The sequence below is a fragment of the Streptomyces sp. NPDC002734 genome (genome assembly GCF_040295685.1).
Taxonomy (GTDB): Bacteria; Actinomycetota; Actinomycetes; order Streptomycetales; family Streptomycetaceae; genus Streptomyces.
The window spans coordinates 216,132-238,108 of record NZ_JBEOVU010000003.1; the positions used below are offsets into that span (position 1 = coordinate 216,132).

18 protein-coding genes are annotated in these 21,977 nt (G+C 71.4%); 11 read left to right on the plus strand and 7 right to left on the minus strand.

The genetic code is table 11. From position 1 onward, the window contains the following. Positions 1 to 200 precede the first annotated feature (200 nt). Together cimA and ABT026_RS04275 are read left to right on the plus strand one after the other, a co-directional pair. Positions 201 to 1,799: a citramalate synthase gene (cimA, locus tag ABT026_RS04270; RefSeq protein ID WP_351111987.1), complete on the plus strand. Its 1,599-nt coding sequence runs from the start codon at positions 201 to 203 to the stop codon at positions 1,797 to 1,799. Positions 1,800 to 1,868: 69 nt separating this feature from the next. Continuing rightward, on the plus strand, positions 1,869 to 3,278 hold the full coding sequence (locus tag ABT026_RS04275; RefSeq protein ID WP_351111989.1) for a hypothetical protein: 1,410 nt from the start codon (positions 1,869 to 1,871) through the stop codon (positions 3,276 to 3,278). Positions 3,279 to 3,337: 59 nt separating this feature from the next. Here ABT026_RS04275 and ABT026_RS04280 read toward each other — a convergent pair whose 3' ends face one another. The 5 genes from ABT026_RS04280 to ABT026_RS04300 all read right to left on the minus strand — a co-directional run bounded on the left by ABT026_RS04280 (position 3,338) and on the right by ABT026_RS04300 (position 7,744). Further along, positions 3,338 to 4,474, minus strand: a complete 1,137-nt coding sequence (locus ABT026_RS04280) for a serine hydrolase domain-containing protein (RefSeq protein WP_351111991.1) — start codon at positions 4,472 to 4,474, stop codon at positions 3,338 to 3,340. A gap of 164 nt (positions 4,475 to 4,638) precedes the next feature. Continuing rightward, the gene (locus tag ABT026_RS04285) at positions 4,639 to 5,082 is read right to left on the minus strand and encodes a hypothetical protein (RefSeq protein WP_351111993.1); all 444 of its coding nucleotides are present in this window, start codon (positions 5,080 to 5,082) and stop codon (positions 4,639 to 4,641) included. Positions 5,083 to 5,199: 117 nt separating this feature from the next. Beyond that, positions 5,200 to 6,675 (minus strand): glutamate--tRNA ligase, encoded by a 1,476-nt coding sequence (gltX, locus tag ABT026_RS04290; RefSeq protein ID WP_502967897.1) that lies wholly within the window; start codon positions 6,673 to 6,675, stop codon positions 5,200 to 5,202. Then, positions 6,668 to 7,444, minus strand: a complete 777-nt coding sequence (locus tag ABT026_RS04295) for a fumarylacetoacetate hydrolase family protein (RefSeq protein WP_351111997.1) — start codon at positions 7,442 to 7,444, stop codon at positions 6,668 to 6,670. The genes gltX and ABT026_RS04295 overlap by 8 nt, the downstream gene beginning before the upstream one ends. A gap of 117 nt (positions 7,445 to 7,561) precedes the next feature. Then, entirely contained in the window at positions 7,562 to 7,744 is a 183-nt protein-coding gene (locus ABT026_RS04300; RefSeq protein ID WP_351111999.1) for a hypothetical protein, read from the minus strand. Between the two features lie 630 nt (positions 7,745 to 8,374). Between ABT026_RS04300 and ABT026_RS04305 the strand changes: the two genes are divergently transcribed. From ABT026_RS04305 to ABT026_RS04340, 8 genes are all read left to right on the plus strand, one after another. Continuing rightward, entirely contained in the window at positions 8,375 to 12,130 is a 3,756-nt protein-coding gene (locus ABT026_RS04305; protein WP_351112001.1) for a sensor histidine kinase, read from the plus strand. Continuing rightward, a complete protein-coding gene (locus ABT026_RS04310) occupies positions 12,131 to 12,553 on the plus strand; it encodes a roadblock/LC7 domain-containing protein (protein ID WP_108954246.1) in 423 nt (140 codons plus the stop codon). Positions 12,554 to 12,662: 109 nt separating this feature from the next. Continuing rightward, on the plus strand, positions 12,663 to 13,055 hold the full coding sequence (locus tag ABT026_RS04315) for a DUF742 domain-containing protein (RefSeq protein WP_108954245.1): 393 nt from the start codon (positions 12,663 to 12,665) through the stop codon (positions 13,053 to 13,055). Further along, positions 13,036 to 13,614 carry a GTP-binding protein gene (locus tag ABT026_RS04320; RefSeq protein ID WP_351112003.1) on the plus strand — a complete coding sequence of 193 codons (579 nt, stop codon included), beginning with the start codon at positions 13,036 to 13,038 and terminating at the stop codon, positions 13,612 to 13,614. Before ABT026_RS04315 ends, ABT026_RS04320 begins: the two co-directional genes overlap by 20 nt. Positions 13,615 to 14,076: 462 nt before the next feature. After that, positions 14,077 to 17,136, plus strand: a complete 3,060-nt coding sequence (locus ABT026_RS04325) for a sensor histidine kinase (protein WP_351112005.1) — start codon at positions 14,077 to 14,079, stop codon at positions 17,134 to 17,136. A 10-nt stretch (positions 17,137 to 17,146) separates the two neighbouring features. Next, on the plus strand, positions 17,147 to 17,560 hold the full coding sequence (locus ABT026_RS04330) for a roadblock/LC7 domain-containing protein (RefSeq protein WP_166021041.1): 414 nt from the start codon (positions 17,147 to 17,149) through the stop codon (positions 17,558 to 17,560). Between the two features lie 96 nt (positions 17,561 to 17,656). After that, on the plus strand, positions 17,657 to 18,256 hold the full coding sequence (locus ABT026_RS04335) for a DUF742 domain-containing protein (RefSeq protein WP_351112008.1): 600 nt from the start codon (positions 17,657 to 17,659) through the stop codon (positions 18,254 to 18,256). Then, entirely contained in the window at positions 18,237 to 18,818 is a 582-nt protein-coding gene (locus ABT026_RS04340; RefSeq protein WP_108954241.1) for a GTP-binding protein, read from the plus strand. Before ABT026_RS04335 ends, ABT026_RS04340 begins: the two co-directional genes overlap by 20 nt. 274 nt (positions 18,819 to 19,092) lie before the next feature. Here ABT026_RS04340 and ABT026_RS04345 read toward each other — a convergent pair whose 3' ends face one another. Next, positions 19,093 to 19,290, minus strand: a complete 198-nt coding sequence (locus ABT026_RS04345; protein WP_351112010.1) for an acyl-CoA carboxylase epsilon subunit — start codon at positions 19,288 to 19,290, stop codon at positions 19,093 to 19,095. A 58-nt stretch (positions 19,291 to 19,348) separates the two neighbouring features. Further along, the gene (locus ABT026_RS04350) at positions 19,349 to 20,881 is read right to left on the minus strand and encodes an acyl-CoA carboxylase subunit beta (RefSeq protein ID WP_351112195.1); all 1,533 of its coding nucleotides are present in this window, start codon (positions 20,879 to 20,881) and stop codon (positions 19,349 to 19,351) included. A gap of 473 nt (positions 20,882 to 21,354) precedes the next feature. On the opposite strand from ABT026_RS04350, the gene ABT026_RS04355 reads away from it, so the two are divergent. Continuing rightward, positions 21,355 to 21,951: a YceI family protein gene (locus tag ABT026_RS04355; protein ID WP_351112012.1), complete on the plus strand. Its 597-nt coding sequence runs from the start codon at positions 21,355 to 21,357 to the stop codon at positions 21,949 to 21,951. The last annotated feature ends 26 nt before the right edge of the window (positions 21,952 to 21,977 follow it).

Here is a 21,977-nt window from a genome sequence, read left to right on the forward strand (position 1 = left end):
CGGTCCGCAGTGACCGCCCGTACGCACCCCGTACGCGTGGTCACCCTCGTCGTCGACCCGCGCGCAGACCTCTCGCACCCGCGAGGGGTTTTCTTTGTTTCGGCCCCACCCACGGCCGGGACGGAGGGCGCGCGAGCGTCGGGGGCGGTGGAGCCGGTTCTTCCGGTCCGACCGAGACGACCAGTTCAGGAGTTCCTGCCATGACGGAAACCAGCCGACCCGACGACGCCTTCCACGTCTTCGACACCACGCTGCGCGACGGAGCCCAGCGGGAGGGCATCAACCTCACCGTCTCCGACAAGCTCGCCATCGCACGGCACCTGGACGAGTTCGGCGTGGGATTCATCGAGGGCGGCTGGCCGGGCGCCAACCCGCGGGACACCGAGTTCTTCGCCCGCGCCCGCGAGGAGATCGACTTCCGGCACGCGCAGCTGGTCGCCTTCGGAGCCACCCGCCGGGCCGGCGGCTCCGCCGCCGAGGACCCGCAGGTCAAGGCGCTCCTGGACTCCGGCGCCCCGGTGATCACCCTGGTCGCCAAGGCCCACGACCGGCACGTCGAGCTGGCGCTGCGCACCACCCTGGACGAGAACCTCGAGATGGTCCGCGACACCGTCGCCCACCTCAGGGCGGCCGGCCGCCGGGTCTTCGTCGACTGCGAGCACTTCTTCGACGGCTACCGGGCCAACCCCGAGTACGCCAAGGCCGTGGTGCGCGCCGCCTCCGAGGCCGGCGCCGACGTGGTCGTCCTGTGCGACACCAACGGCGGCCTGCTGCCCGCGCAGATCCACGCCGTCGTCGCCACCGTCCTCGCCGACACGGGAGCGCGCCTGGGCATCCACGCCCAGGACGACACCGGCTGCGCCGTCGCCAACACCCTGGCCGCCGTCGACGCCGGCGCCACCCACGTGCAGTGCACGGCCAACGGCTACGGCGAGCGGGTCGGCAACGCCAACCTCTTCCCGGTGGTCGCCGCGCTGGAGATCAAGTACGGCAAGCGGGTCCTGCCCGAGGGCAGGCTCCGTGAGATGACCCGGATCTCCCACGCCATCGCCGAGGTCGTCAACCTCACGCCCTCCACCCACCAGCCCTACGTGGGCCTCTCCGCCTTCGCCCACAAGGCCGGACTGCACGCCTCCGCGATCAAGGTCGACCCGGACCTGTACCAGCACATCGACCCCGAGCAGGTCGGCAACACCATGCGGATGCTCGTCTCCGACATGGCCGGCCGGGCCTCCGTCGAGCTGAAGGGCAAGGAGCTCGGCATCGACCTCGGCGACGACCGGGAGCTGGTCGGGCGGGTCGTCGAGCGGGTCAAGGAGCGCGAGCTCAAGGGCTACACCTACGAGGCCGCCGACGCCAGCTTCGAACTGCTGCTGCGCGCCGAGGCGGGCACGCTGCCGGTCTATTTCGCGGTGGACTCCTGGCGCGCCATCACCGAGGACCGCCCCGACGGCAGCCACGCCAACGAGGCCACCGTCAAGCTGGTCGCCAAGGGCGAGGTCATCCACGCCGCCGGCGAGGGCAACGGCCCGGTCAACGCCCTGGACCGGGCGCTGCGCGCGGGCCTGGAGCGGATCTACCCGGAGCTGGCCAAGATCGGGCTGGTCGACTACAAGGTCCGCATCCTGGAGGGCCGCTCGGGCACCGACTCGACGACCCGGGTGCTGATCTCCACCTCCGACGGCCGCAACGAGTGGTCCACGGTCGGCGTCGCCGACAACGTGATCGCGGCCTCCTGGCAGGCGCTCTCCGACGCCTACACCTACGGCCTGCTGCGGGCGGGGGTCGAGCCGGCCTGACCCGGAGCGCCGGGGGTTCACCGGTGACCCATTTCACCCTTTTGGGTCATCGGGCGTACCTTCGTACGTATGAAGGGCACCCCGACCAGCCGGCGTCTCGGGCGACCGGCCTCCATAGCAGCCGCAGCGCTGCTCACCACGTCGGCCGGCCTGGCGACCGGCGTGCCCCTTGCCTCCGCCGCGCCCACCGGGACAGTGGCCGCGGCGGAGTCCCGCACGGCCGCCGCCCCCGCCGCGACGTCCATCCAGGAGATCGGCGATCGCCTGCGGGACAACCCCGTCTACGTCGACCCGCAGGCCGCCGACCAGCTGTCGCAGGCCGAGGCGGCCGATCTCGCCGACCGGATCGAGAACGCGGACCGCGCGGTGTTCCTGGTGGTCCTGCCCGCCGACTACCCGACCGACAACATCTTCAGCGACCTGCGCTCCGCCACCGGCATCACCGGCGTCTACGGCATACGCCTGGGCGACCGGTTCGACGCGCGGGCCGACTCGTCGGTGATGTCCCGCCAGGCCGTGAGCAACCTGGCCCGCAGCGTGGACGGCGAGCCGGCCCCGCAGCAGCTGAGCAACTTCACCGACCGGGCGCTGGACACCATGAGCGGGTCCGCACCCGACAGCTGGAACGGGCGCGGGGCCGGTGCGGCCAACGGCGTCGGCGCCCTGGTGACCGTCGGCGCGCTCGCCGCGGTGGTCGGTGGCAGCGCCCTGGTGGTCACCCGCCGCAGCCGCCGCCGGGCCGAGGCGGACCGGCGCGAGGCGCTGGAGCGGCTGCGGGTCGTCGTGGACGAGGACATCACCGCCTACGGCGAGGAGCTCGACCGACTGGACTTCCACCCGGGCGAACCGGGCGCCGACGACGCCATGCGCGCGGACTACGCGCGGGCGCTGGACAGTTACGAGGACGCCAAGACGAAGATGGCCGCCGCCCAGCGGCCCGAGGACGTCAAGGGCGTCACCGAGACCCTGGAGGACGGCCGGTTCGCGCTCGCCGTGCTGGCCGCACGGCGGGAGGGCCGCCCTCTGCCGGAGCGGCGCGCGCCCTGCTTCTTCGACCCGCGGCACGGGCCGTCGGTGGCCGACGCGCGGTGGACGCCGCCCGGCGGCACGGCGCGCGACGTGCCGGTGTGCGCCGCGGACCAGGCGCGGCTGGCGGATGGTCTCGACCCGATGATCCGCGAGGTCGACACCGGGTACGGCACCCGCCGTCCCTACTGGGACGCGGGCCCGGTCTACGGCCCCTGGGCCGGCGGCTACTTCGGCGGCGCGCTGCTGCCGGGACTGCTGATGGGCACGATGCTCGGCGGCATGATGGCGGGACCCGCCTACGGCGCGGGCTGGGGCGGCGGCTACGGCGACGGCGGCGGGTTCGAGGGCGGCGACTTCAGCGGCGGCGACTTCAACTCCGGTGACTTCGGCGGCGGGTTCGGCGACGGCGGCGGCTTCGGGGGCGGCGGAGACTTCGGCGGCGGCTTCTGACCCGGCCCGGACGGCCGATGGGCGGGGGACGGCTCAGGAAGCCGCCCCCCAGGTGAACGTCAGACCGCCGCGTAGACGGCGGAGAGGTACTGCGCCCCCTGTTCGGAGCCGACCAGCCCCGCCTTCATCTCGTTCATCACGTAGCAGAAGGTCATCCTCCGCTCGACGTCCATGACGATCTGCGAGCCGCCCCAGCCGCCCCAGAAGCAGATCCGGCCCTCCGGGATGAACGGCACCCCGGCCGGCTCCGGCAGCGCGTAGCCGATGCCCCAGCGCAGGGGGACGCCCAGCACCCGGTCCACGCCCCGCGCCTGCTCGCGGAAGATCAGGTTCACCGTCTCCGGCGACAGCAGCCGCACCCCGTCGACTTCGCCGCCGCGCGAGATCACGGAGAGGACCCGCGCGATCGAGGCCGCGTCGCCGTGACCGTTGGCCCCGCCGATGTCGGCCCGACGCCACCGCTCCGTGTTGGCGATCTCCGCCCGCAGCGGCGCGCTCGTCAGCGTCCTCATCAGCACGCTCGACGGGTCGATCGCGCTCTGGTCGACCGGCGGCGGAGGCGGCGGGATGATCTCCGCGCAGCGGTCCCGGTCCTCCTCCCGCGCGCCGATGCGGAAGTCCGCGCCCAGCGGGCCCGCGATCTCCTCGTCGACGAACCTCTTGAGCGGCCTCCCGTCGACCCGGCGGACCACCTCGCCGACCAGATGACCGAAGTTCAGCAGGTGGTAGCCGGAGCCCTCGCCCGGGGTCCACCACGGCTCCTGCGCCGCCAGGTGCGCGGTCGAGCGCTCCCAGTCGAAGATGTCCGCCGCGTCGAACGGCGCCGCCCAGCCGGAGACGCCGGACGTGTGGCTCAGCAGGTGCCGGACCAGCACGCCCTCCTTGCCGCCCGCCGCGAACTCCGGCCAGTATTTGGCCACCGGGGCGTCGACGTCCAGTGCACCGCGGTCCACCAGGACCAGCGCGGCGAGCGAGGTCAGCGTCTTGGTCGTCGACCACACGTTGACCAGGGTGTCCCGCTCCCAGGGCCGGGTGCGCGCCCGGTCGGCGTGACCGCCCCACAGGTCGACCACCCGCTCGCCGTCGACGTCCAGGCAGATCGACAGCCCGGTCTCCGCCCCGGCGGCCAGGTTGGCCTCCGCCGCCTCCCGCACCGCCGCGAAACGCTCGTCCACGAATCCGTTCAGCTCGCCCACGCGCTGCCCCCTCGTCCTCTCCTGCCCGGGGCACGGCCCGACCGCCTGCCCCGCCGATCCCAGCACCCTAGGAGCGCGACCCCTTCCCGGGGAACGGACCGCGCGTCAAACGGTGCACGTGCACATACCGGCGCGGCATTCGCCGGGCGGGAGGCCGATGCCGGTCACTCGGACGGGTGCGCGTTCCGGGGCTTCAGGTCGCGCAACGGGACCGACAGGCACAGCACGGTGAGCGTCGCCCAGGCCAGCAACGCGGGGTTCACCCATCCCGGGACCATCTCGTGGACCGCACCGTCGGCCCAACGGCACGTGTGGGACAGGGGCAGGTAACTGCGGTCGACCGCCTCCAGAGCGGTGCCGGGAGCCCGGCCGGAGGCGTTCGCGCAGGACTCCTCCGGCTGGAGGGACGACCCCGTCATGAGGCCCAGGAGGTAGGTGGTCGCCCCGAGGGACACACCGAGCAGCAGGGCCTTCCTCCAGGTCGGCGGCTCGCGCCGTCCGTCGCCCGGTCGCTCGGGCAGGCGCCGCAGGGCGACGAAGAGGAGGGCGGCGACGCATACCGCGACGACGTAGGGGCCGCTCAGCGCCGCGACGTGGACCAAGGTCATCGACTCCTCCTCCGGCCCGGCCGGGCTCCGGCGCATTGTCCACCACGGCGCACGAAGGGGCGGCCGCCGGGAACTCCCGGCGGCCGCCCCTTCGTGCGTGCGCGTGCGGCTACGGCGTCACGCGGCCAGCTTCGCCAGCGCCGCGTCGATGCGGGCGAGGGTCGCGTCCTTGCCCAGGACCTCCAGGGACTCGAAGAGCGGCAGACCCACCGTGCGGCCGGTGACCGCGACGCGGACCGGGGCCTGGGCCTTGCCGAGCTTGAGGCCGTGGGCCTCGCCGGCGGCCAGGACGGCCTCCTTGAGGGACTCCGCGGAGGACCAGTCGGCGGCCTCGAGCTTCTCGCGCGCCGTGCGCAGCAGCGCGTCCGATCCCTCCTTCATCGCCTTGTTCCACGAGGCCTCGTCGAAGACGGGCTCGGGGAGGAAGAGGAAGTCGACGTTGGAGGTGATCTCCGACAGCACGCGCAGACGGGTCTGCGCGTGCGGGGCGATCGCCGCCCACTTCGCCTCGTCGAAGTCCTCCGGCGCCCACGGGGCGAACGGCGCCCGCAGCCACGGCTCGCAGCGGGCCGCGAACTCCTTCGGGTCCAGCAGCCGGATGTGGTCGCCGTTGATCGCCTCGCACTTCTTGAGGTCGAAGCGCGCCGGGTTCGGGTTGACGTCCTTCAGGTCGAAGGCGGCGACCATCTCCTCGATCGAGAAGACGTCCCGGTCGGCGGAGAGGGACCAGCCCAGCAGCGACAGGTAGTTCAGCAGGCCCTCGGGCAGGAAGCCCTGCTCGCGGTACAGGTTGAGCGAGGCCTGCGGGTCGCGCTTGGAGAGCTTCTTGTTGCCCTCGCCCATCACGTACGGCAGGTGGCCGAAGCGCGGGACCGCCTTGGCGATCCCCAGCTCGATCAGCGCGCCGTACAGCGCCACCTGGCGCGGGGTGGAGGAGAGCAGGTCCTCGCCGCGCAGGACGTGGGTGATCTCCATCAGCGCGTCGTCGACCGGGTTCACCAGGGTGTACAGCGGGGCGCCGTTGGCCCGGACGATGCCGTAGTCCGGCACGTTCTCCGGGGTGAAGGTCAGCTCGCCGCGCACCAGGTCGTCGAAGGTGATCGTGGTGTCGGGCATCCGGAAGCGCACGATCGGCTTGCGGCCCTCCGCCTCGTAGGCGGCGACCTGCTCGGCGGTCAGCTCACGGCAGTGGCCGTCGTAGCCGGACGGGCGGCCGGCCGCGCGGGCGGCCTCGCGGCGCTCGTCGAGCTCCTCGGCGGAGCAGTAGCAGTGGTAGGCGTAGCCGCCGTCCAGGAGCTTCTGCGCCACGTCGCGGTAGAGGTCCATCCGCTGCGACTGCCGGTACGGCGCGTGCGGACCGCCGACCTCGGGGCCCTCGTCCCAGTCGAAGCCCAGCCAGCGCATCGCGTCGAGGAGCTGCTCGTACGACTCCTCCGAGTCGCGGGCCGCGTCGGTGTCCTCGATGCGGAAGACCAGGGTGCCCTGGTTGCGCCGGGCGAACGCCCAGTTGAACAGGGCGGTGCGCACCAGGCCCACGTGCGGGTTACCGGTGGGGGAGGGGCAGAAACGTACACGGACGGGTGCGCTAGCCACGCTTGACAACCTTGTTGGTGAGAGTGCCGATGCCTTCGATGGTGACGGCGACCTCGTCGCCGTCCTGGAGCGGGCCGACGCCCGCCGGGGTGCCGGTGAGGATCACGTCGCCCGGCAGGAGCGTCATCGCCGCGGAGATATTGACGACCAGGTCCTCGACCGAGTTGACCATCTGCGCGGTGGTGCCCAGCTGGCGCTGCTGACCGTTGACCGTGCACTGGACGGCGAGGTCGGAGTGGTCGAGCTCGGTCTCGATCCAGGGGCCGAGCGGGCACGAGGTGTCGAAGCCCTTGGCGCGCGCCCACTGCTGCTCACGGCGCTGCACGTCGCGGGCGGTGACGTCGTTGGCGCAGGTGTAGCCGAGGATCACGTCCTTGACGCGCTCCTTGGGGACCTCGCGGCACATCCGCCCGATCACCACGGCGAGCTCCGCCTCGTGGTGGAGCTCCTGGGAGAAGGACGGGTACTGGATGACGTCGCCGGAGCCGATCACCGAGGTGGACGGCTTGAAGAAGGCGAACGGGTCCTGCGCCGCCTCCCCGCCCATCTCGGCCGCGTGCTCCGCGTAGTTGCGGCCGAACGCGACGACCTTGCTGGGCAGGACGGGCGGCAGGAGGCGGACCTTGCTCAGCGGGACCTTGGTGCCGGAGAGCTCGAATTCCGCGAACGGGATGCCCTTGATGATGTCGAGGACGAGTTCGTCCTGCTTGTCGCCCTCGACCACGCCGAAGGCGACGTTCCCGTCGATGGAGAATCTGGCGATGCGCACGGGATCCTGGTGCCCCTCACTGAGCTGCCGGCCGGAGTCTGACGCTCCAGGCTAACGCGGAGGGAGGGGCCGGTGGCGCGCACCGTCCGCACGGGCGGCGGGAGTGCCGCGGCGCCGCTACTCGGCGGTCGCGCGGACCGGGACCTCGTTGAGGATCGTGCGGCGGGGGTTGGCCGTCTGGGCCGGCAGGTCGACGGAGTGCTCCAGCTCCTCGCCGAGCAGGTGCGCGGCGTCTTCCAGGTGCGCCAGGGTGGTGCGGCGCGGGTTGGCGGTGTTGCGAGAGCTCATGTTCGTCTTCACTGTTGTTCGGACCCCTCTGATGGCGGGTGCTGCTGCGTCGGGTGCGGCGTCGGGCGGACGTCGGCGGTCCGCCGACGTTCCCTCTCAAGCGTCAGGCTAAAACGTCAGACTAAACGCGCGTTTCACCTCCCAACCGGTGAAGGGTACGTGAATCCTTAGTGATTTTCCTCACTTGACCGCCCGTCATTCCGGGCAAGCCGGTCGAAACGGCCAGGGGGCGATAGCGGACATAAGCAAGTGAAAGTCTCCATTCCGCTCCTGATCATGGCGACTGGGACACCTGTGCGAGCCGTGCGGTACCTGGGGGAACACCCGTTTTGCCCGGTGTAAGCCTCCACGGGGTGTGACGCGGCCGGTACAACGTGTCATCTGGGTCACGGCCTGCCCTACGGGCCTTGTTGAGGATCGGCCACTGTGCTGGAATTCCACGGACCGTCGTGGAACCAGCCGACGCTCCGGTGCGCCGACAGCTCCGGGCGGAGGTCAGGAGGGGGAGGAAGCGCCGGTCCATCACGACCACGTAGGTCACTTCACGACCACACAACGGGGGCGCAGCCCGAACGCGCCCTCGCATACGCCGACACCGTCCCTTCCCCCGGAGGGACGCCTGGTCCAGAGGTTGCGACGCTAGTGCAGGGACGTTTCAAGAGGGATGGCAGCGCTTCGGCGGAGCCGGAGCCACACAACGGGACCGCACGCGGTGCCTCGCCCCAGCACGCCCAGGGCCAGGAACCGGACGGCGACGCGCCCGCCCCGGTGCTCAAGCCGGCCGGCGGCGGATCCACGGGCCCGGGCTCCCGCATAGCCCTGCGCAACTGGCGCATCTCCACCCGACTGGTCTCGCTGCTCGCGCTGCCCGTGGTCGCCGCGACCACCCTGGGCGGACTGCGGATCAGCGACTCGCTCGAGGACATGCAGCAGCTGGAGAACATGCAGCTGCTGACCGAGATGACCAAGCAGGCCACCGAGCTCGCCACCGCGCTCCAGGAGGAGCGCGACGTGACGGCCGGCCCGCTGGCCCACGGCGGCGCGGACCGCGACTACAAGGTCAAGACGCCGCGCGAGAAGACCGACCGCGCCAAGAGCACCTTCCTCAAGGACACCGAGGCCGTCGACGACCAGCTCACCGAGGGTGAGCTGCAGGGCGTCCGCGACAGCCTCGTCGGCCTCGTCGGCGAGCTGCGCGACCTCGACAAGCTGCGCAAGAACGCCTACGACTCCCAGGGCAACGCCACCCAGACGGTGGAGTCCTACCACCGGCTCATCACCCAGCTGCTCGACCTCTCCACCGACATGGCCGAGGCGACCAGCAACCCGGAGATGATCCAGCGCACCCGAGCGCTGGCCGCCTTCTCCTCCGCCAAGGAGTACGCGTCCATGCAGCGCGCGGTCATCGCCGCCGCGCTCCCCAAGGACGCCGCCTCCTTCGCCAAGCTGTCCGAGAACGACCGCCTCTACGGCGAGGCCGCCATCGGCAGCGAGAAGAGCGAGCTGGACGCCTTCACGACGATCTACGGCTCCGGCGCCAAGAAGACCCTCGAGCCGCTCGGCAACAACAGCGTCATCGAGGCCGCGGACAAGTACGCGGACACCGTGCTCAGCCCCAAGGGCACGCGCAACGTGAACCGGCAGTCCTACCAGGACTGGGTGGACGACGCCTCCACCAAGCTCGAGTCGATGGAGAGCATCGAGCACACGCTCCTCGAGGAGATGGAGCAGAAGGCCCGCGAGCTCCAGGACGAGGCCCAGCGCGAGGCGCTGATCTCCGGTGTCCTGATCCTGGTGGTCCTCGGCGTCTCCCTGGTCGGCGCCTTCGTCGTGGCCCGCTCCATGATCCGCTCGCTGCGCCGCCTGCAGGACACCGCCACCAAGGTCGCCAAGGACCGCCTGCCCGAGCTGGTCAAGCAGCTCTCCGAGAACGACCCGCAGGACGTCGACACCACCGTCGAGTCGGTCGGTGTGCACTCCCGGGACGAGATCGGACAGGTGGCCTCGGCCTTCGACGACGTGCACCGCGAGGCGGTCCGCCTCGCCGCCGAGCAGGCCCTCCTGCGAGGCAACGTCAACGCGATGTTCACCAACCTCTCGCGCCGTTCGCAGGGCCTCATCCAGCGCCAGCTGACGCTGATCTCCGAACTGGAGTCCCGCGAGGCCGACCCGGACCAGCTGTCCTCCCTCTTCAAGCTGGACCACCTCGCGACCCGTATGCGCCGGAACGGCGAGAACCTCCTCGTCCTCGCGGGCGAGGAGCCCGGCCGTCGCTGGACCCGCCCGGTCCCGCTGGTCGACGTCCTGCGCGCCGCGGCCTCCGAGGTGGAGCAGTACGAGCGCATCGAGCTGTCCACGGTCCCCAAGACCGAGATCGCCGGCCGCGTCGTCAACGACCTCGTGCACCTGCTCGCCGAGCTGCTGGAGAACGCCACCTCGTTCTCCTCCCCGCAGACCAAGGTCCGGGTCACCGGTCACGCGCTGCCCGACGGCCGCGCGCTGATCGAGATCCACGACACCGGCATCGGCCTCTCGCCGGAGGACCTCTCCGCGATCAACGAGCGCCTCGCGGCGCCGCCCACGGTGGACGTCTCCGTCTCCCGCCGCATGGGTCTGTTCGTGGTCGGCCGCCTCTCGCAGCGTCACGGCATCCGCATCCAGCTGCGTCCCTCGGACTCCGGCGGCACGACCGCGCTGGTCATGCTCCCCGTGGACGTCGCCCAGGGCGACAAAAAGGCCGTTCCCAGCAAGGGCCAGGGTGGTGGCGGTGTCGCCGCGGCCGCGGCCGGCGCGGCGGCGGCCCGTCGCGGCGGCGCCGGCGCAGCACTCGGCTCGGGCGCGCGACCCGCGCTGCCCGCCCGTGACTCCGGCGGCGGAGCGTTCGGCCAGGGCGGCTCCGGCGGCCAGGGCGGCACGCCCGCCGGCGGTCCCGGCCAGGGCCGTCCCACCGCGGGCGCCGGCTTCGGCGGTCCCTCCGCGCAGGCCCCGCAGGCCGGCTTCCCGGCCGGCCCCGCGCAGCAGCAGAACCGCGGCTCGGTTCCGGCGCAGCGCACCCCCCAGCAGGGCATGGGCCAGGCCGGCGGTCAGGGCATGAGCCCCGCCGGCGGTCAGGGCATGGGTCCGGCCGGCGGTCAGGGCAGGGGCCAGGGCCCCGGCGCCGGGCAGCCGAACCGCGCGCAGGGCGGCCAGCCCGGTCAGCGCCAGCCGCAGCTGCCGCCTCCGGGCGGCCCGCGTGCCGAGCTCCCCGGCGGCGCCCGTCCGGCCGACGGTCCGCGCGGTCACGACGACTTCGGCCACACCTCGCAGCTGCCGCGCGTCGACGACCAGCAGGGACCGGGCTCCACCGCCCAGTTCCCGCGCCCCGACTTCGACGGCCCCGCGCCGCAGCAGCAGCCCCAGGCGCCCGGCGTCCGCGGCCCCCAGCAGGGCGCCCGGCCGCAGGCCCAGCAGCCGCAGGCCCCGCAGCAGCCCCAGCAGTACGGCAACCCCGGCGCTCCCGCCGGCGGCCAGTACCCGCAGCAGGGCTACCTGGCCGCGCCGCAGGACGCCTCGTCCACCGGCCAGTTCCCCGCGCCGGGCCAGTACCAGGACCCGTCGTCCACGGGGCAGTTCCCCGCGCCGGGCCAGTACCAGGACCCGTCGTCCACGGGGCAGTTCCCCGCGCCGGGCCAGTACCAGGACCCGTCGTCCACCGGGCAGTTCCCGGCCCCGGGCCAGTACCAGGACCCCTCGTCCACCGGGCAGTTCCCGCAGCCCCCGGCCGGCGGCCAGCAGCAGTACGGCGGCGGCTACGGCGCGCAGCAGCAGCCCGCGCAGGGCGACCTGCCGCCGGTCAACGGCCACACCGACGGCGGGACCCCGCTGTTCGACTCGCTGGAGACCAACTGGTTCCGCGGCCAGCAGCAGCAGGCCCCGGGCCCGCAGGGTCAGCAGCAGTACCAGCAGCAGCCGCAGGCCGGCCGGCCCGCCCCGCAGCAGCAGGCGCCGGGCCAGCCCCGCCGTCCGCAGCAGCCGCAGGCCCCGCAGCGCGCCCCCCAGCAGCCGGCGCAGCAGCCGCCGGCCCCGCAGCGGCCCGGCGCCCAGGCCGCCCAGCGGCCGTCCGCGGCCCCCTGGCGCAGCTCGCCCAACGACGAGCTGTCCCGCCAGGCCGAGCGCGCCCGCAAGCCCAGCGCGGGCGGCGTCACCACGTCCGGCCTGCCCAAGCGGGTGCCCAAGGCGAACCTCGTCCCGGGCACCGCGCAGCAGAACCAGCACACCGGCGGGCCGCAGGTCTCCCGCGCGCCCGACGCCGTGCGGGGCCGGCTGACCAATCTCCGCCGGGGCATCGCGCAGGGACGGCAGGCCACTTCCGGCCAGACCGGTTCCTTCCCGAACCCCACTCACCAGCAGGAGCGCTAGTTGAGCCCGATGAGCCAGGCTGCACAGAACCTGAACTGGTTGATCACGAACTTCGTGGACAACACGCCCGGGGTCTCCCACACCGTCGTCGTCTCCGCCGACGGTCTGCTCCTGGCGATGTCCGAGGGCTTCCCGCGTGACCGCGCCGACCAGCTCGCCGCGGTCGCGTCGGGCCTGACCTCGCTGACCGCGGGAGCCTCGCGGATCTTCGAGGGCGGTCACGTCAACCAGACCGTCGTCGAGATGGAGCGCGGCTTCCTGCTGATCATGTCCGTCTCGGACGGCTCGTCCCTGGCCGTCCTGGCCCACCCGGAGTGCGACATCGGCCTGGTGGGCTACGAGATGGCTCTTCTGGTCGACCGTGCAGGCGCCGTCCTCACGCCCGACCTGCGCGCGGAGCTCCAGGGCAGCCTGCTCCGCTGAGCTGCCCGCGCCATGTGACCGACACCCCCCCACCGTCCGGCCGTCATGCACGCAACCCCCCACCGGCCCGCGGCACTTCAACCCGACTTGCTGTCCGCCCGGAGGATCAATGAACCCGCCTTCCGCCGCTCACGATCCGTACAGAGATCAGTACGGTGAAGAGGGGCCGCTGGTCAGGCCCTACGCCATGACCGGCGGCCGGACGCGGCCGCGCTACCAGCTCGCCATCGAGGCGCTGATCAGCACGATCGCGAATCCGGCACAGACAGGGGGACTCCTCCCCGAGCATCAGCGCATTTGTCACCTCTGCCACGAGGTGAAGTCGGTGGCGGAGGTGTCGGCCCTGCTGTCCATGCCCCTGGGTGTGGCGCGCATCCTCGTCGCCGACCTCGCCGAGGCGGGCATGGTCGCCGTCCACCAGCCGGGCGGCGACGAGAACAACGGCGGTGCACCGGACGTGACACTGCTCGAAAGGGTGCTCAGTGGACTTCGCAACCTCTGACGGAAGCCGGGCGACGACCTCGGCGAAGATCGTGGTGGCGGGCGGCTTCGGCGTCGGCAAGACCACGTTCGTCAGCTCCGTCTCGGAGATCAACCCGCTGCGCACCGAGGCGGTCATGACCTCCGCCTCGGCGGGCATCGACGACCTGAGCCACACGTCCGGTAAGACGACCACCACGGTCGCCATGGACTTCGGTCGCATCACCCTGGACCAGGACCTGATCCTGTACCTGTTCGGCACCCCCGGGCAGGACCGGTTCTGGTTCATGTGGGACGACCTGGTCCGCGGCGCCATCGGCGCGGTGGTCCTGGTGGACACCCGGCGTCTCGCCGACTGCTTCCCGGCGGTCGACTACTTCGAGAACTCGGGCCTGCCCTTCGTGGTCGCGCTCAACAACTTCGACGGGCAGCAGGCCTACCAGCCGGAGGAGGTGCGGGAGGCGCTGCAGATCAGCAGCGGCACCCCGATCCTCGCCACGGACGCCCGCCATCGCACCGAGGCCAAGGGCGCCCTGATCAGTCTTGTGGAGCACGCGCTCATGGCGCGACTGCGCCCGTAGGCCCGCTGCCTGCGAAAACCCGGTCGCGCGCACGCCGGCGCGGCCGGGTTTCCGCTGTGCGGGAGCGGCGCGGAATTCGTGGGGGGTGCCGCACGGAATGTGTTCGTGGTACACATCAAGTGCACCGTCGTGCACAGGAGTTATGACCTGCATCAAAAGCCCCTTGTGGCCTTGGCCACCCGGGGGCAGGAGTTCATAACATTTCGACAGAGATATCTGTCACCTGATGCCACAGGGCGCGGTCGGCCGGTGCCGCTACGCGTACGAACGCCCCGCCATTTGCCGGACGACACTCCTTATGTCCCTTTTACGGGTCCCTTTCGTTCCGTGGATCAGTCGTGTCCGGACGTTTGGAACTGTCCGTACCCACGTGCTGGAATGCCAGAACTGCCCATTGGTCACAAGGGCCCAGAGACACCGCGGCACGACGAAGGTGCCGACCGCCGAGAGGTTGTTGGTCGAGTGAGGCGAAGCAAGAACGGACCCGAGCCGTCGGCCCGGGGCAACTTCACGCCGCCCCCGCGAGCGGGGTCGGAGGAGCTGCCCGGTTCCGAGCCGGTGGTCACGCCCGATGCGGGCGGTGGCCGTTTCTCGCCCCGCAACTGGCGGGTGCGTACGCGTCTGAACGCGATCCTCCTGATACCCGTCGTCCTCGGTCTCATTCTGGCCGCCGTCGAGGTCAAGGGATCCATCGACACGTGGCAGGAGGCCGAGGACGCGGCCGCCACCGCGCGCGTGGTCCGCGGCGCCCTGAACTACGCCGACGCCCTGTCCGACGAGCGTGACCTCAGCGCCGCCCCGCTCCTCGAGGGCAAGGGCAAGAACAACCCGGTCGTCAAGGAGCTCCGCGAGCGGAGCGACAAGGCCGCCGTCGAGTTCGACAAGGTGCTCAAGGACCTTCCGGACACGCCGAGCCTCCAGCGCCGCAAGGAGCTGTTCGTGGCGGCCGCGGACAAGCTCCCGGCCCTGCGGGAGCGGGCGTACACCAAGATGCTCCCCGGCACCAGCACGGAGGAGGGGTACGTCCAGGTCATCCACCCCCTCATGGACTTCGCCAACGAGCTCACGCTCGACGAGGGCAACGTCGCCTCGTACGGCCGCACCGCGTACGCCATGTCGCTCACCAAGGGCGCCCAGTCGCTGCAGCGCTCCATCGGAACGCACGTCCTGGTCAAGCCGGACCCGGACCCCAAGGTGCGGCTGTCGCAGCGCGTCACCCTTTCCTCGTACGCCTACCTCGAGCGCATCGCGATCGAGGAGTACACCGGCGCCGGCCGCGTCGAGGACCAGGAGCGCCTCGAGTCCGAGATGGTGGAGGTGAAGCGGAAGTTCGCGGAGACGGCGGCCGAGACGCCGTTCCACAAGAACCTCGTCGACACCACCGAGATCATCCGCGCCATCCTCGTCAACGACCCGGGCACCCCCGTGGGCAAGGCGACGCTGAAGCAGATCGGCGTCACCGCGGAGACCTGGCAGGCGGTGAACGACCCGAAGTTCGAGGCCTACGGCAAGATCGAGTCCGACCTGACCGACGCCGCGGTGGAGGGCTCGCAGCAGGTCGCCGACGACGCCAGGACGGCTGCCTTCGTCGCCGCCGGCGCCGTGCTCCTCGCCCTGATCGCCGCCTTCGTGCTGGCCGGTCTCGTCGCCCGTCAGATGAGCCGCTCGATGCGCGACCTGCGCAACGCGGCCTTCGACGTCGCCGAGCAGCGCCTGCCGATGCTGGTCGACCAGCTCTCGCGCACCGACCCGGGCCGGGTCGACACCCGCGTGGTGCCGATCCCGATCAACACCACCGACGAGATCGGCGAGGTCGCCCGCGCCTTCGACCAGGTCCACCGCGAGGCGGTCCGGCTCGCCGCGGAGCAGGCACTGCTCCGGGGCAACATCAACGCGATCTTCACCAACCTGTCGCGCCGCAACCAGTCCCTGATCGAGGGCCAGCTGACCCTGATCACCGACCTGGAGAACAACGAGGCCGACCCGGACCAGCTGGAGAACCTCTTCAAGCTGGACCACCTGGCGACCCGTATGCGCCGCAACGGCGAGAACCTCCTGGTCCTCGCCGGCGAGGAGCCCGGCCGCCGCTGGGACCAGCCGGTCCCGCTGGTCGACATCCTGCGCGCCGCCTCCTCCGAGGTGGAGCAGTACGACCGCATCGAGCTGGCCGGCGTCCCGGAGGCCGAGATCCACGGCCGCGCCGTGACCGACCTCGTGCACCTGCTCGCCGAGCTGCTGGAGAACGCGACCACGTTCTCCTCCCCGCAGACCAAGGTCCGCGTCACCGCGACCCGTCTGCCGGACGGCCGCGTCATGATCGAGATCCACGACAAGGGCATCGGCCTCACCGCCGAGGACTTCGCGGACATCAACCACAAGCTGGCCAACCCGCCGACCGTGGACGCCGCGATCTCCCAGCACATGGGCCTCTTCGTGGTCGGCCGCCTGTCCGACCGGCACGGCATCCGCGTCCAGCTCCGCCCGTCGGGCGAGCAGGCCGGCACCACCTCGCTGGTCATGCTCCCGGACAACATCACGCACGGTGGCGCCGCGCAGAACGTGCCGGCCGACGAGTTCACGGTCTCGCAGATCATCCCGCAGCAGTACCAGCAGCAGGCTCCGATCGAGCAGGCCCCGCTGCGGACCGCCGCCGAGCTCGGCTTCGACGACAGCCGCTACCAGCAGCCGGGGGAGGACGCCCGCGAGCTCGACTCGGTCGGACGCCAGCTCCTGCGCGAGGAGCGCCGCGCCGCCCTCGAGGCCCAGACCCACCCGCAGGACTTCCAGGAAGGCCAGGGCTACCGGGACGGCCAGGGCCAGGGGTACGACGAGGGTCAGGGCTACCAGGACGGCGGCTACGACCAGCAGCAGGGCTACCAGGAGCAGCCGGGCTACGACGAGTCGTACTACGGCGCCGGCGAGCAGGGCTACGCGGAGCCCGGCCCGACGCAGCAGCAGGGCGACGGCCAGGACGGTTACCAGAACTACGGCGAGCAGCCCTACCAGGGCGACTGGCAGCAGCAGGGTTACCAGAACGGCTACGCCGAGGGGTACCCCGCGGACGCGGGGTCGCCCCAGGGCGCTGACGCGGGCATGTCCAACGGCGTAGGCTTCGGCCAGGGCCCGGCGACGACCGACTCCGGACTTCCGCGGCGCGGGGGCTTCGGTGACGGCGCCGGTCAGGGCAACGGCCAGGGCCCGGCTGCGGCCGGCGACGACTGGCGGTCCTCCAACGACGACCGCTGGCAGTCCGCCTCCAAGCTCAGCAAGCCCAAGGCGGGCGGAGTGACCTCTTCCGGCCTCCCGAAGCGGGTACCCAAGGCGAACCTCGTGGAGGGCACCGCCGAGGCGACCCCGCAGGGCGGTCCGCAGGTCTCCCGCAACCCCGACGAAGTGCGGGGCCGGCTGAGCAACCTGCGGCGGGGCGTCCAGCGCGGACGTACCGCCGGCAACGAAACGAACGGCCAGGCCGACGGGAACCAGTTCCGTGGTCCTGACAGCACCTACAACCAGGAGCGTTAGTGTGAGCCCGATGAGCCAGGCGGCGCAGAACCTGAACTGGTTGATCACCAACTTCGTGGACAACACCCCCGGTGTTTCCCACACCGTGGTGGTCTCCGCCGACGGCCTTCTTCTGGCGATGTCGGAAGGCTTCCCGCGCGACCGCGCGGACCAGCTCGCGGCGGTCGCCTCGGGTCTGACCTCGCTGACCGCGGGAGCCTCGCGGATCTTCGAGGGCGGCCATGTGAACCAGACCGTGGTCGAGATGGAGCGGGGTTTCCTCTTCATCATGTCCATTTCGGACGGTTCGTCACTCGCCGTGCTGGCCCACCCGGACGCGGACATCGGTCTGGTGGGGTACGAGATGGCACTCCTGGTCGACCGTGCAGGTACGGTACTTACGCCGGATCTGCGCGCGGAGCTTCAGGGGAGCCTGCTCAACTAGCAGGACCCGCGTGCGTCTTGGCGTCCCGAGACCGTAAGGTTTCGGGACGCGGCTTCCACACGTTGGGTGCCCGGCACAGTTGGAGGAGGAGAGAGAGTGGCAACACCCCCAGGCGGTCCGAACCAGGGCGGCTGGTCGTACGACCAGGGCCAGAACGGGCAGCACGGCGAGCAGTCGTACGACTTCTCCTCCGCTGCAAGCCACACGCACCAGCAGCCGTACGCTCCCCAGAACCCGCAGGGTCCGGGGCAGCATTCCCCTTACGGGCAGCCGGCTGCGCCGTACGACCGTCCTGTGGCTCCGCAGCGGAGGGCTCACGAGCCCTCGCCCGCCGGCGGCGCCTCACAGGCGGCCAAGAACCCCCTGGTGCGTCCGTACGCCATGACGGGCGGCCGTACCAGGCCCCGCTACCAGCTCGCCATCGAGGCGCTGGTGCACACCACCGCGCAGCCGCACCAGATGCAGGGGCAGCTGCCCGAGCATCAGCGGATCTGCAACCTCTGCCGGGAGATCAAGTCGGTCGCCGAGGTCTCGGCCCTGCTCCAGCTCCCTCTCGGCGTGGCCAGGATCCTCGTCGCCGACTTGGCGGAGGCGGGCCTGGTCGCCATCCATCAGCCCGGCGGCGACGAGAGCGCCGGCGGCCAGCCAGACGTGACACTGCTCGAAAGGGTGCTCAGTGGACTTCGCAAGCTCTGACGGTGGTCCTTCCCGCTCCACCACCTCAGCGAAGATCGTGGTGGCGGGCGGCTTCGGCGTGGGCAAGACCACGTTCGTCGGCGCGGTCTCGGAGATCAACCCGCTGCGCACGGAGGCCGTGATGACGTCCGCTTCGGCGGGCATCGACGACCTCACCCACACCGGGGACAAGAAGACCACCACGGTCGCCATGGACTTCGGTCGCATCACCCTGGACCAGGACCTGATCCTGTACCTGTTCGGCACACCCGGGCAGGACCGGTTCTGGTTCATGTGGGACGACCTGGTCCGCGGCGCCATCGGCGCGGTGGTCCTGGTGGACACCCGGCGTCTCGCCGACTGCTTCCCGGCGGTCGACTACTTCGAGAACTCGGGCCTGCCCTTCGTCATCGCCCTCAACGGCTTCGACGGCCACCAGCCGTACCAGCCGGAGGAGGTGCGGGAGGCGCTGCAGATCGGGCCGGACACCCCGATCATCACCACCGACGCGCGGCACCGGGCGGACGCCAAGTCGGCCCTCATCACGCTCGTCGAGCACGCCCTGATGGCCCGCCTCCGGTAGACCCGCTCCGGAAGCCGTCCGCACGACGCGACGGCACCGGCCGACGAACCGCCCCGCATCCGGCGGCGCCGCACACGGCGCCGCCGGATGCGGCGTTCCAGGGCCCCGACGGGCCCGGCGACCCTTCCCGGTCCCCCGTGCACCCGCGCGCCGGCCCTGTGCACCACCGCGGGCCCGTCCGTCGCGCACCGCACCCGCGCCGTTGCCCGCACGCGCCGCGGCCCGCCCTCCCACGGGGGGAGGACGGGCCGCGGCGCGTGTGGCGTGTGGCGGGTCAGCGCCAGCTGTGGGGCATCCGGAAGCCCGGCTCGCGCTCCAGACGGCGCCAGCCGGCCCGCACCGAGCCGCCGCGGGCGACGGGCCCGGCGGACGCCGCGGAGGTCGCCCGGGCCAGCAGGATCGCCGTGAGCGCCGCGAGCTCCTCGGGGTCGGCGTGACCCTTCTCGACGCGGATGTCGACACCGGCGGTCATCACATGCACTCCTGGTTGAGAGGTTCGGGGGAGAGGGAGGAGGGAACGGCGGGATCCGTCACTGCGGCGGGTTGCCGTGCTTGCGCGACGGCAGGTCCGCGTGCTTGTTCCGCAGCATCTCCAGCGACCGCGCCAGCACCTCGCGGGTCTCGGCGGGGTCGATCACATCGTCGACGAGTCCCCGTTCCGCCGCGTAGTACGGGTGCATCAGCTCGGACTTGTACTCCTTGACCATGCGGGTCCGCATGGCCTCCGGGTCCTCGGCGCCCGCGATCTGCCGGCGGAAGATCACGTTGGCGGCGCCCTCGGCGCCCATCACCGCGATCTCGTTGGTCGGCCAGGCGAAGGTGAGATCCGCGCCGATGGACTGCGAGTCCATGACGATGTACGCGCCGCCGTACGCCTTGCGCAGGATCAGCGAGATCCGCGGCACCGTGGCGTTGCAGTACGCGTACAGCAGCTTGGCGCCGTGGCGGATGATGCCGCCGTGCTCCTGGTCGACGCCCGGCAGGAAGCCGGGGACGTCCAGGAAGGTCAGGATCGGGATGTTGAAGGCGTCGCACATCTGGACGAACCGCGCGGCCTTCTCGCTGGCCTCGATGTCCAGCACGCCCGCCAGCACCTGCGGCTGGTTGGCGACGATACCGACGACCTGGCCGTCGACCCGGCCGAGCGCGCAGACGATGTTCCGCGCCCAGCGCTCGTGCACCTCGAGGTAGTCGCCGTCGTCGACGATCTCCTCGATGACCTTGGTCATGTCGTACGGGCGGTTGCCGTCGGCGGGGACCAGGTCGAGAAGCACGTCCGAGCGCCGTCCGACCGCGTCGCCGGAGGGCAGCCGCGGCGGGTTCTCCCGGTTGTTCTGCGGGAGCATCGACAGCAGGTACCGCACCTCGGCGATGCAGGTCTCCTCGTCGTCGTACGCGAAGTGGCAGACGCCCGAGGTCTCCGCGTGCACGTCCGCGCCGCCGAGGCCGTTCTGGGTGATCTCCTCGCCGGTCACGGCCTTGACCACGTCCGGACCGGTGATGAACATCTGCGAGGTCTCGCGGACCATGAAGACGAAGTCGGTGAGAGCGGGGCTGTAGGCCGCGCCGCCCGCGCACGGGCCGAGCATCACGCTGATCTGCGGGATGACGCCGGAGGCCCTGGTGTTGCGCTGGAAGATGCCGCCGTAGCCGGCCAGGGCGGAGACGCCCTCCTGGATCCGGGCGCCGGCGCCGTCGTTGAGCGACACCAGGGGAGCCCCGGCCGCGATGGCCATGTCCATGATCTTGTGGATCTTGGTGGCGTGGGCCTCGCCCAGCGCGCCGCCGAAGATGCGGAAGTCGTGGGCGTACACGAAGACGGTCCGGCCCTCGACCGTGCCCCAGCCGGTGATCACGCCGTCCGTGTAGGGCTTCTTGTGCTCCAGGCCGAACCCGGTGGCCCGGTGCCGGCGCAGCTGCTCGACCTCCTGGAAGGACCCCTGGTCCAGCAGCAGCTCGATGCGCTCCCGTGCGGTCAGCTTGCCCTTGGCGTGCTGAGCCTCGGTGGCCTTGTCGCTCGGTCCGGCCAGTGCGCGCGCCCGGATCTCGTGCAGCTCCGCCACGCGCCCTCGGGCGTCGGCCGGCTCGGTCAGGTCCTCCGTGGGCTCGTCCAGTGCCTCTTCCACAACGGTCATGTAGCGACCATACGAAGGGGGACGGACGGACCGGACCGTCGACTCCGTACAGTGTCCGGCGCGATTTCCTGGCGCTACCGGACAGAAGACCCCAACGGTGCAGGCATTCCTCCTGCCGTACCGCCCGTGCCGTTGTGGAGGTGCGACAAAGGGGCTACGCCGTCCGGGTGAGGGGTGGCGGGGTCGCGCGGGCAGGGCCGAGCGGGTGATGCCTGCAGGAAGTCTCCCGTGGGCGCCTCCTGGACGCGGCAGAGATCTTCAGGAACAGAACCCCGAACGGGACGGTTGAATATTCAACAGAACCGCGCTACCTTCGTGGTCGTCGGGAGTTGTTGAATCTTCAACCGACAGCGGTCCTGTTCCGTTCCGCCCGTATCCGCCCACGTTCCAAGGAGCACGTCATGGGTCTCTTCAACCGCAGCAACGACGCCGCCGCGACCGCCCCGGTCAGCCCGGACCTCGCCGCCCTGACCGGCGACTACACCGTCGACCCGTCGCACACCACGCTGGGCTTCGTCGCCCGTCACGCCATGGTCACCAACGTCAAGGGTCAGTTCCGGGAGTTCACCGGCAGCCTGCACCTGGACGGCTCCGACCCGTCGAAGTCCACCGCCTCGCTGGACATCGTCGTGAACAGCATCGACACCGGTTCCGCGGACCGCGACGGTCACCTCAGGAGCGCGGACTTCTTCAAGACCGACGAGTTCCCGACCATGACCTTCCGCTCCACCGCGGTCGAGGCCGTGGGCGGCGACGACTACCGGGTCACCGGCGACCTCAGCCTCCTGGGCGTCACCAAGGAGGTCACGATCGACCTGGAGTTCCAGGGCGCCGCCAAGGACCCGTTCGGCAACGAGCGCGTCGGCTTCGAGGGCCGCGGCGAGATCCTGCGCTCCGACTGGGGCGTCTCCTGGAACGCCGCGCTGGAGACCGGCGGCGTGCTGGTCTCGGACAAGATCAAGCTCCGCTTCGACATCTCCGCGATCAAGAGCGCGTGACGCCGGTGGGCTGCGGAAGTCCCCCG

Excerpts from the sequence above, each read along its gene's own strand:
- cimA (WP_351111987.1), top strand. The coding sequence starts at position 201 with ATGACGGAAACCAGCCGACCCGACGACGCCTTCCACGTCTTCGACACC.
- ABT026_RS04275 (WP_351111989.1), top strand. The coding sequence starts at position 1,869 with ATGAAGGGCACCCCGACCAGCCGGCGTCTCGGGCGACCGGCCTCCATA.
- ABT026_RS04285 (WP_351111993.1), bottom strand. The coding sequence starts at position 5,082 with ATGACCTTGGTCCACGTCGCGGCGCTGAGCGGCCCCTACGTCGTCGCG.
- ABT026_RS04315 (WP_108954245.1), top strand. The coding sequence starts at position 12,663 with ATGAACCCGCCTTCCGCCGCTCACGATCCGTACAGAGATCAGTACGGT.
- ABT026_RS04330 (WP_166021041.1), top strand. The coding sequence starts at position 17,147 with ATGAGCCAGGCGGCGCAGAACCTGAACTGGTTGATCACCAACTTCGTG.
- ABT026_RS04345 (WP_351112010.1), bottom strand. The coding sequence starts at position 19,290 with ATGACCGCCGGTGTCGACATCCGCGTCGAGAAGGGTCACGCCGACCCC.
- ABT026_RS04355 (WP_351112012.1), top strand. The coding sequence starts at position 21,355 with ATGGGTCTCTTCAACCGCAGCAACGACGCCGCCGCGACCGCCCCGGTC.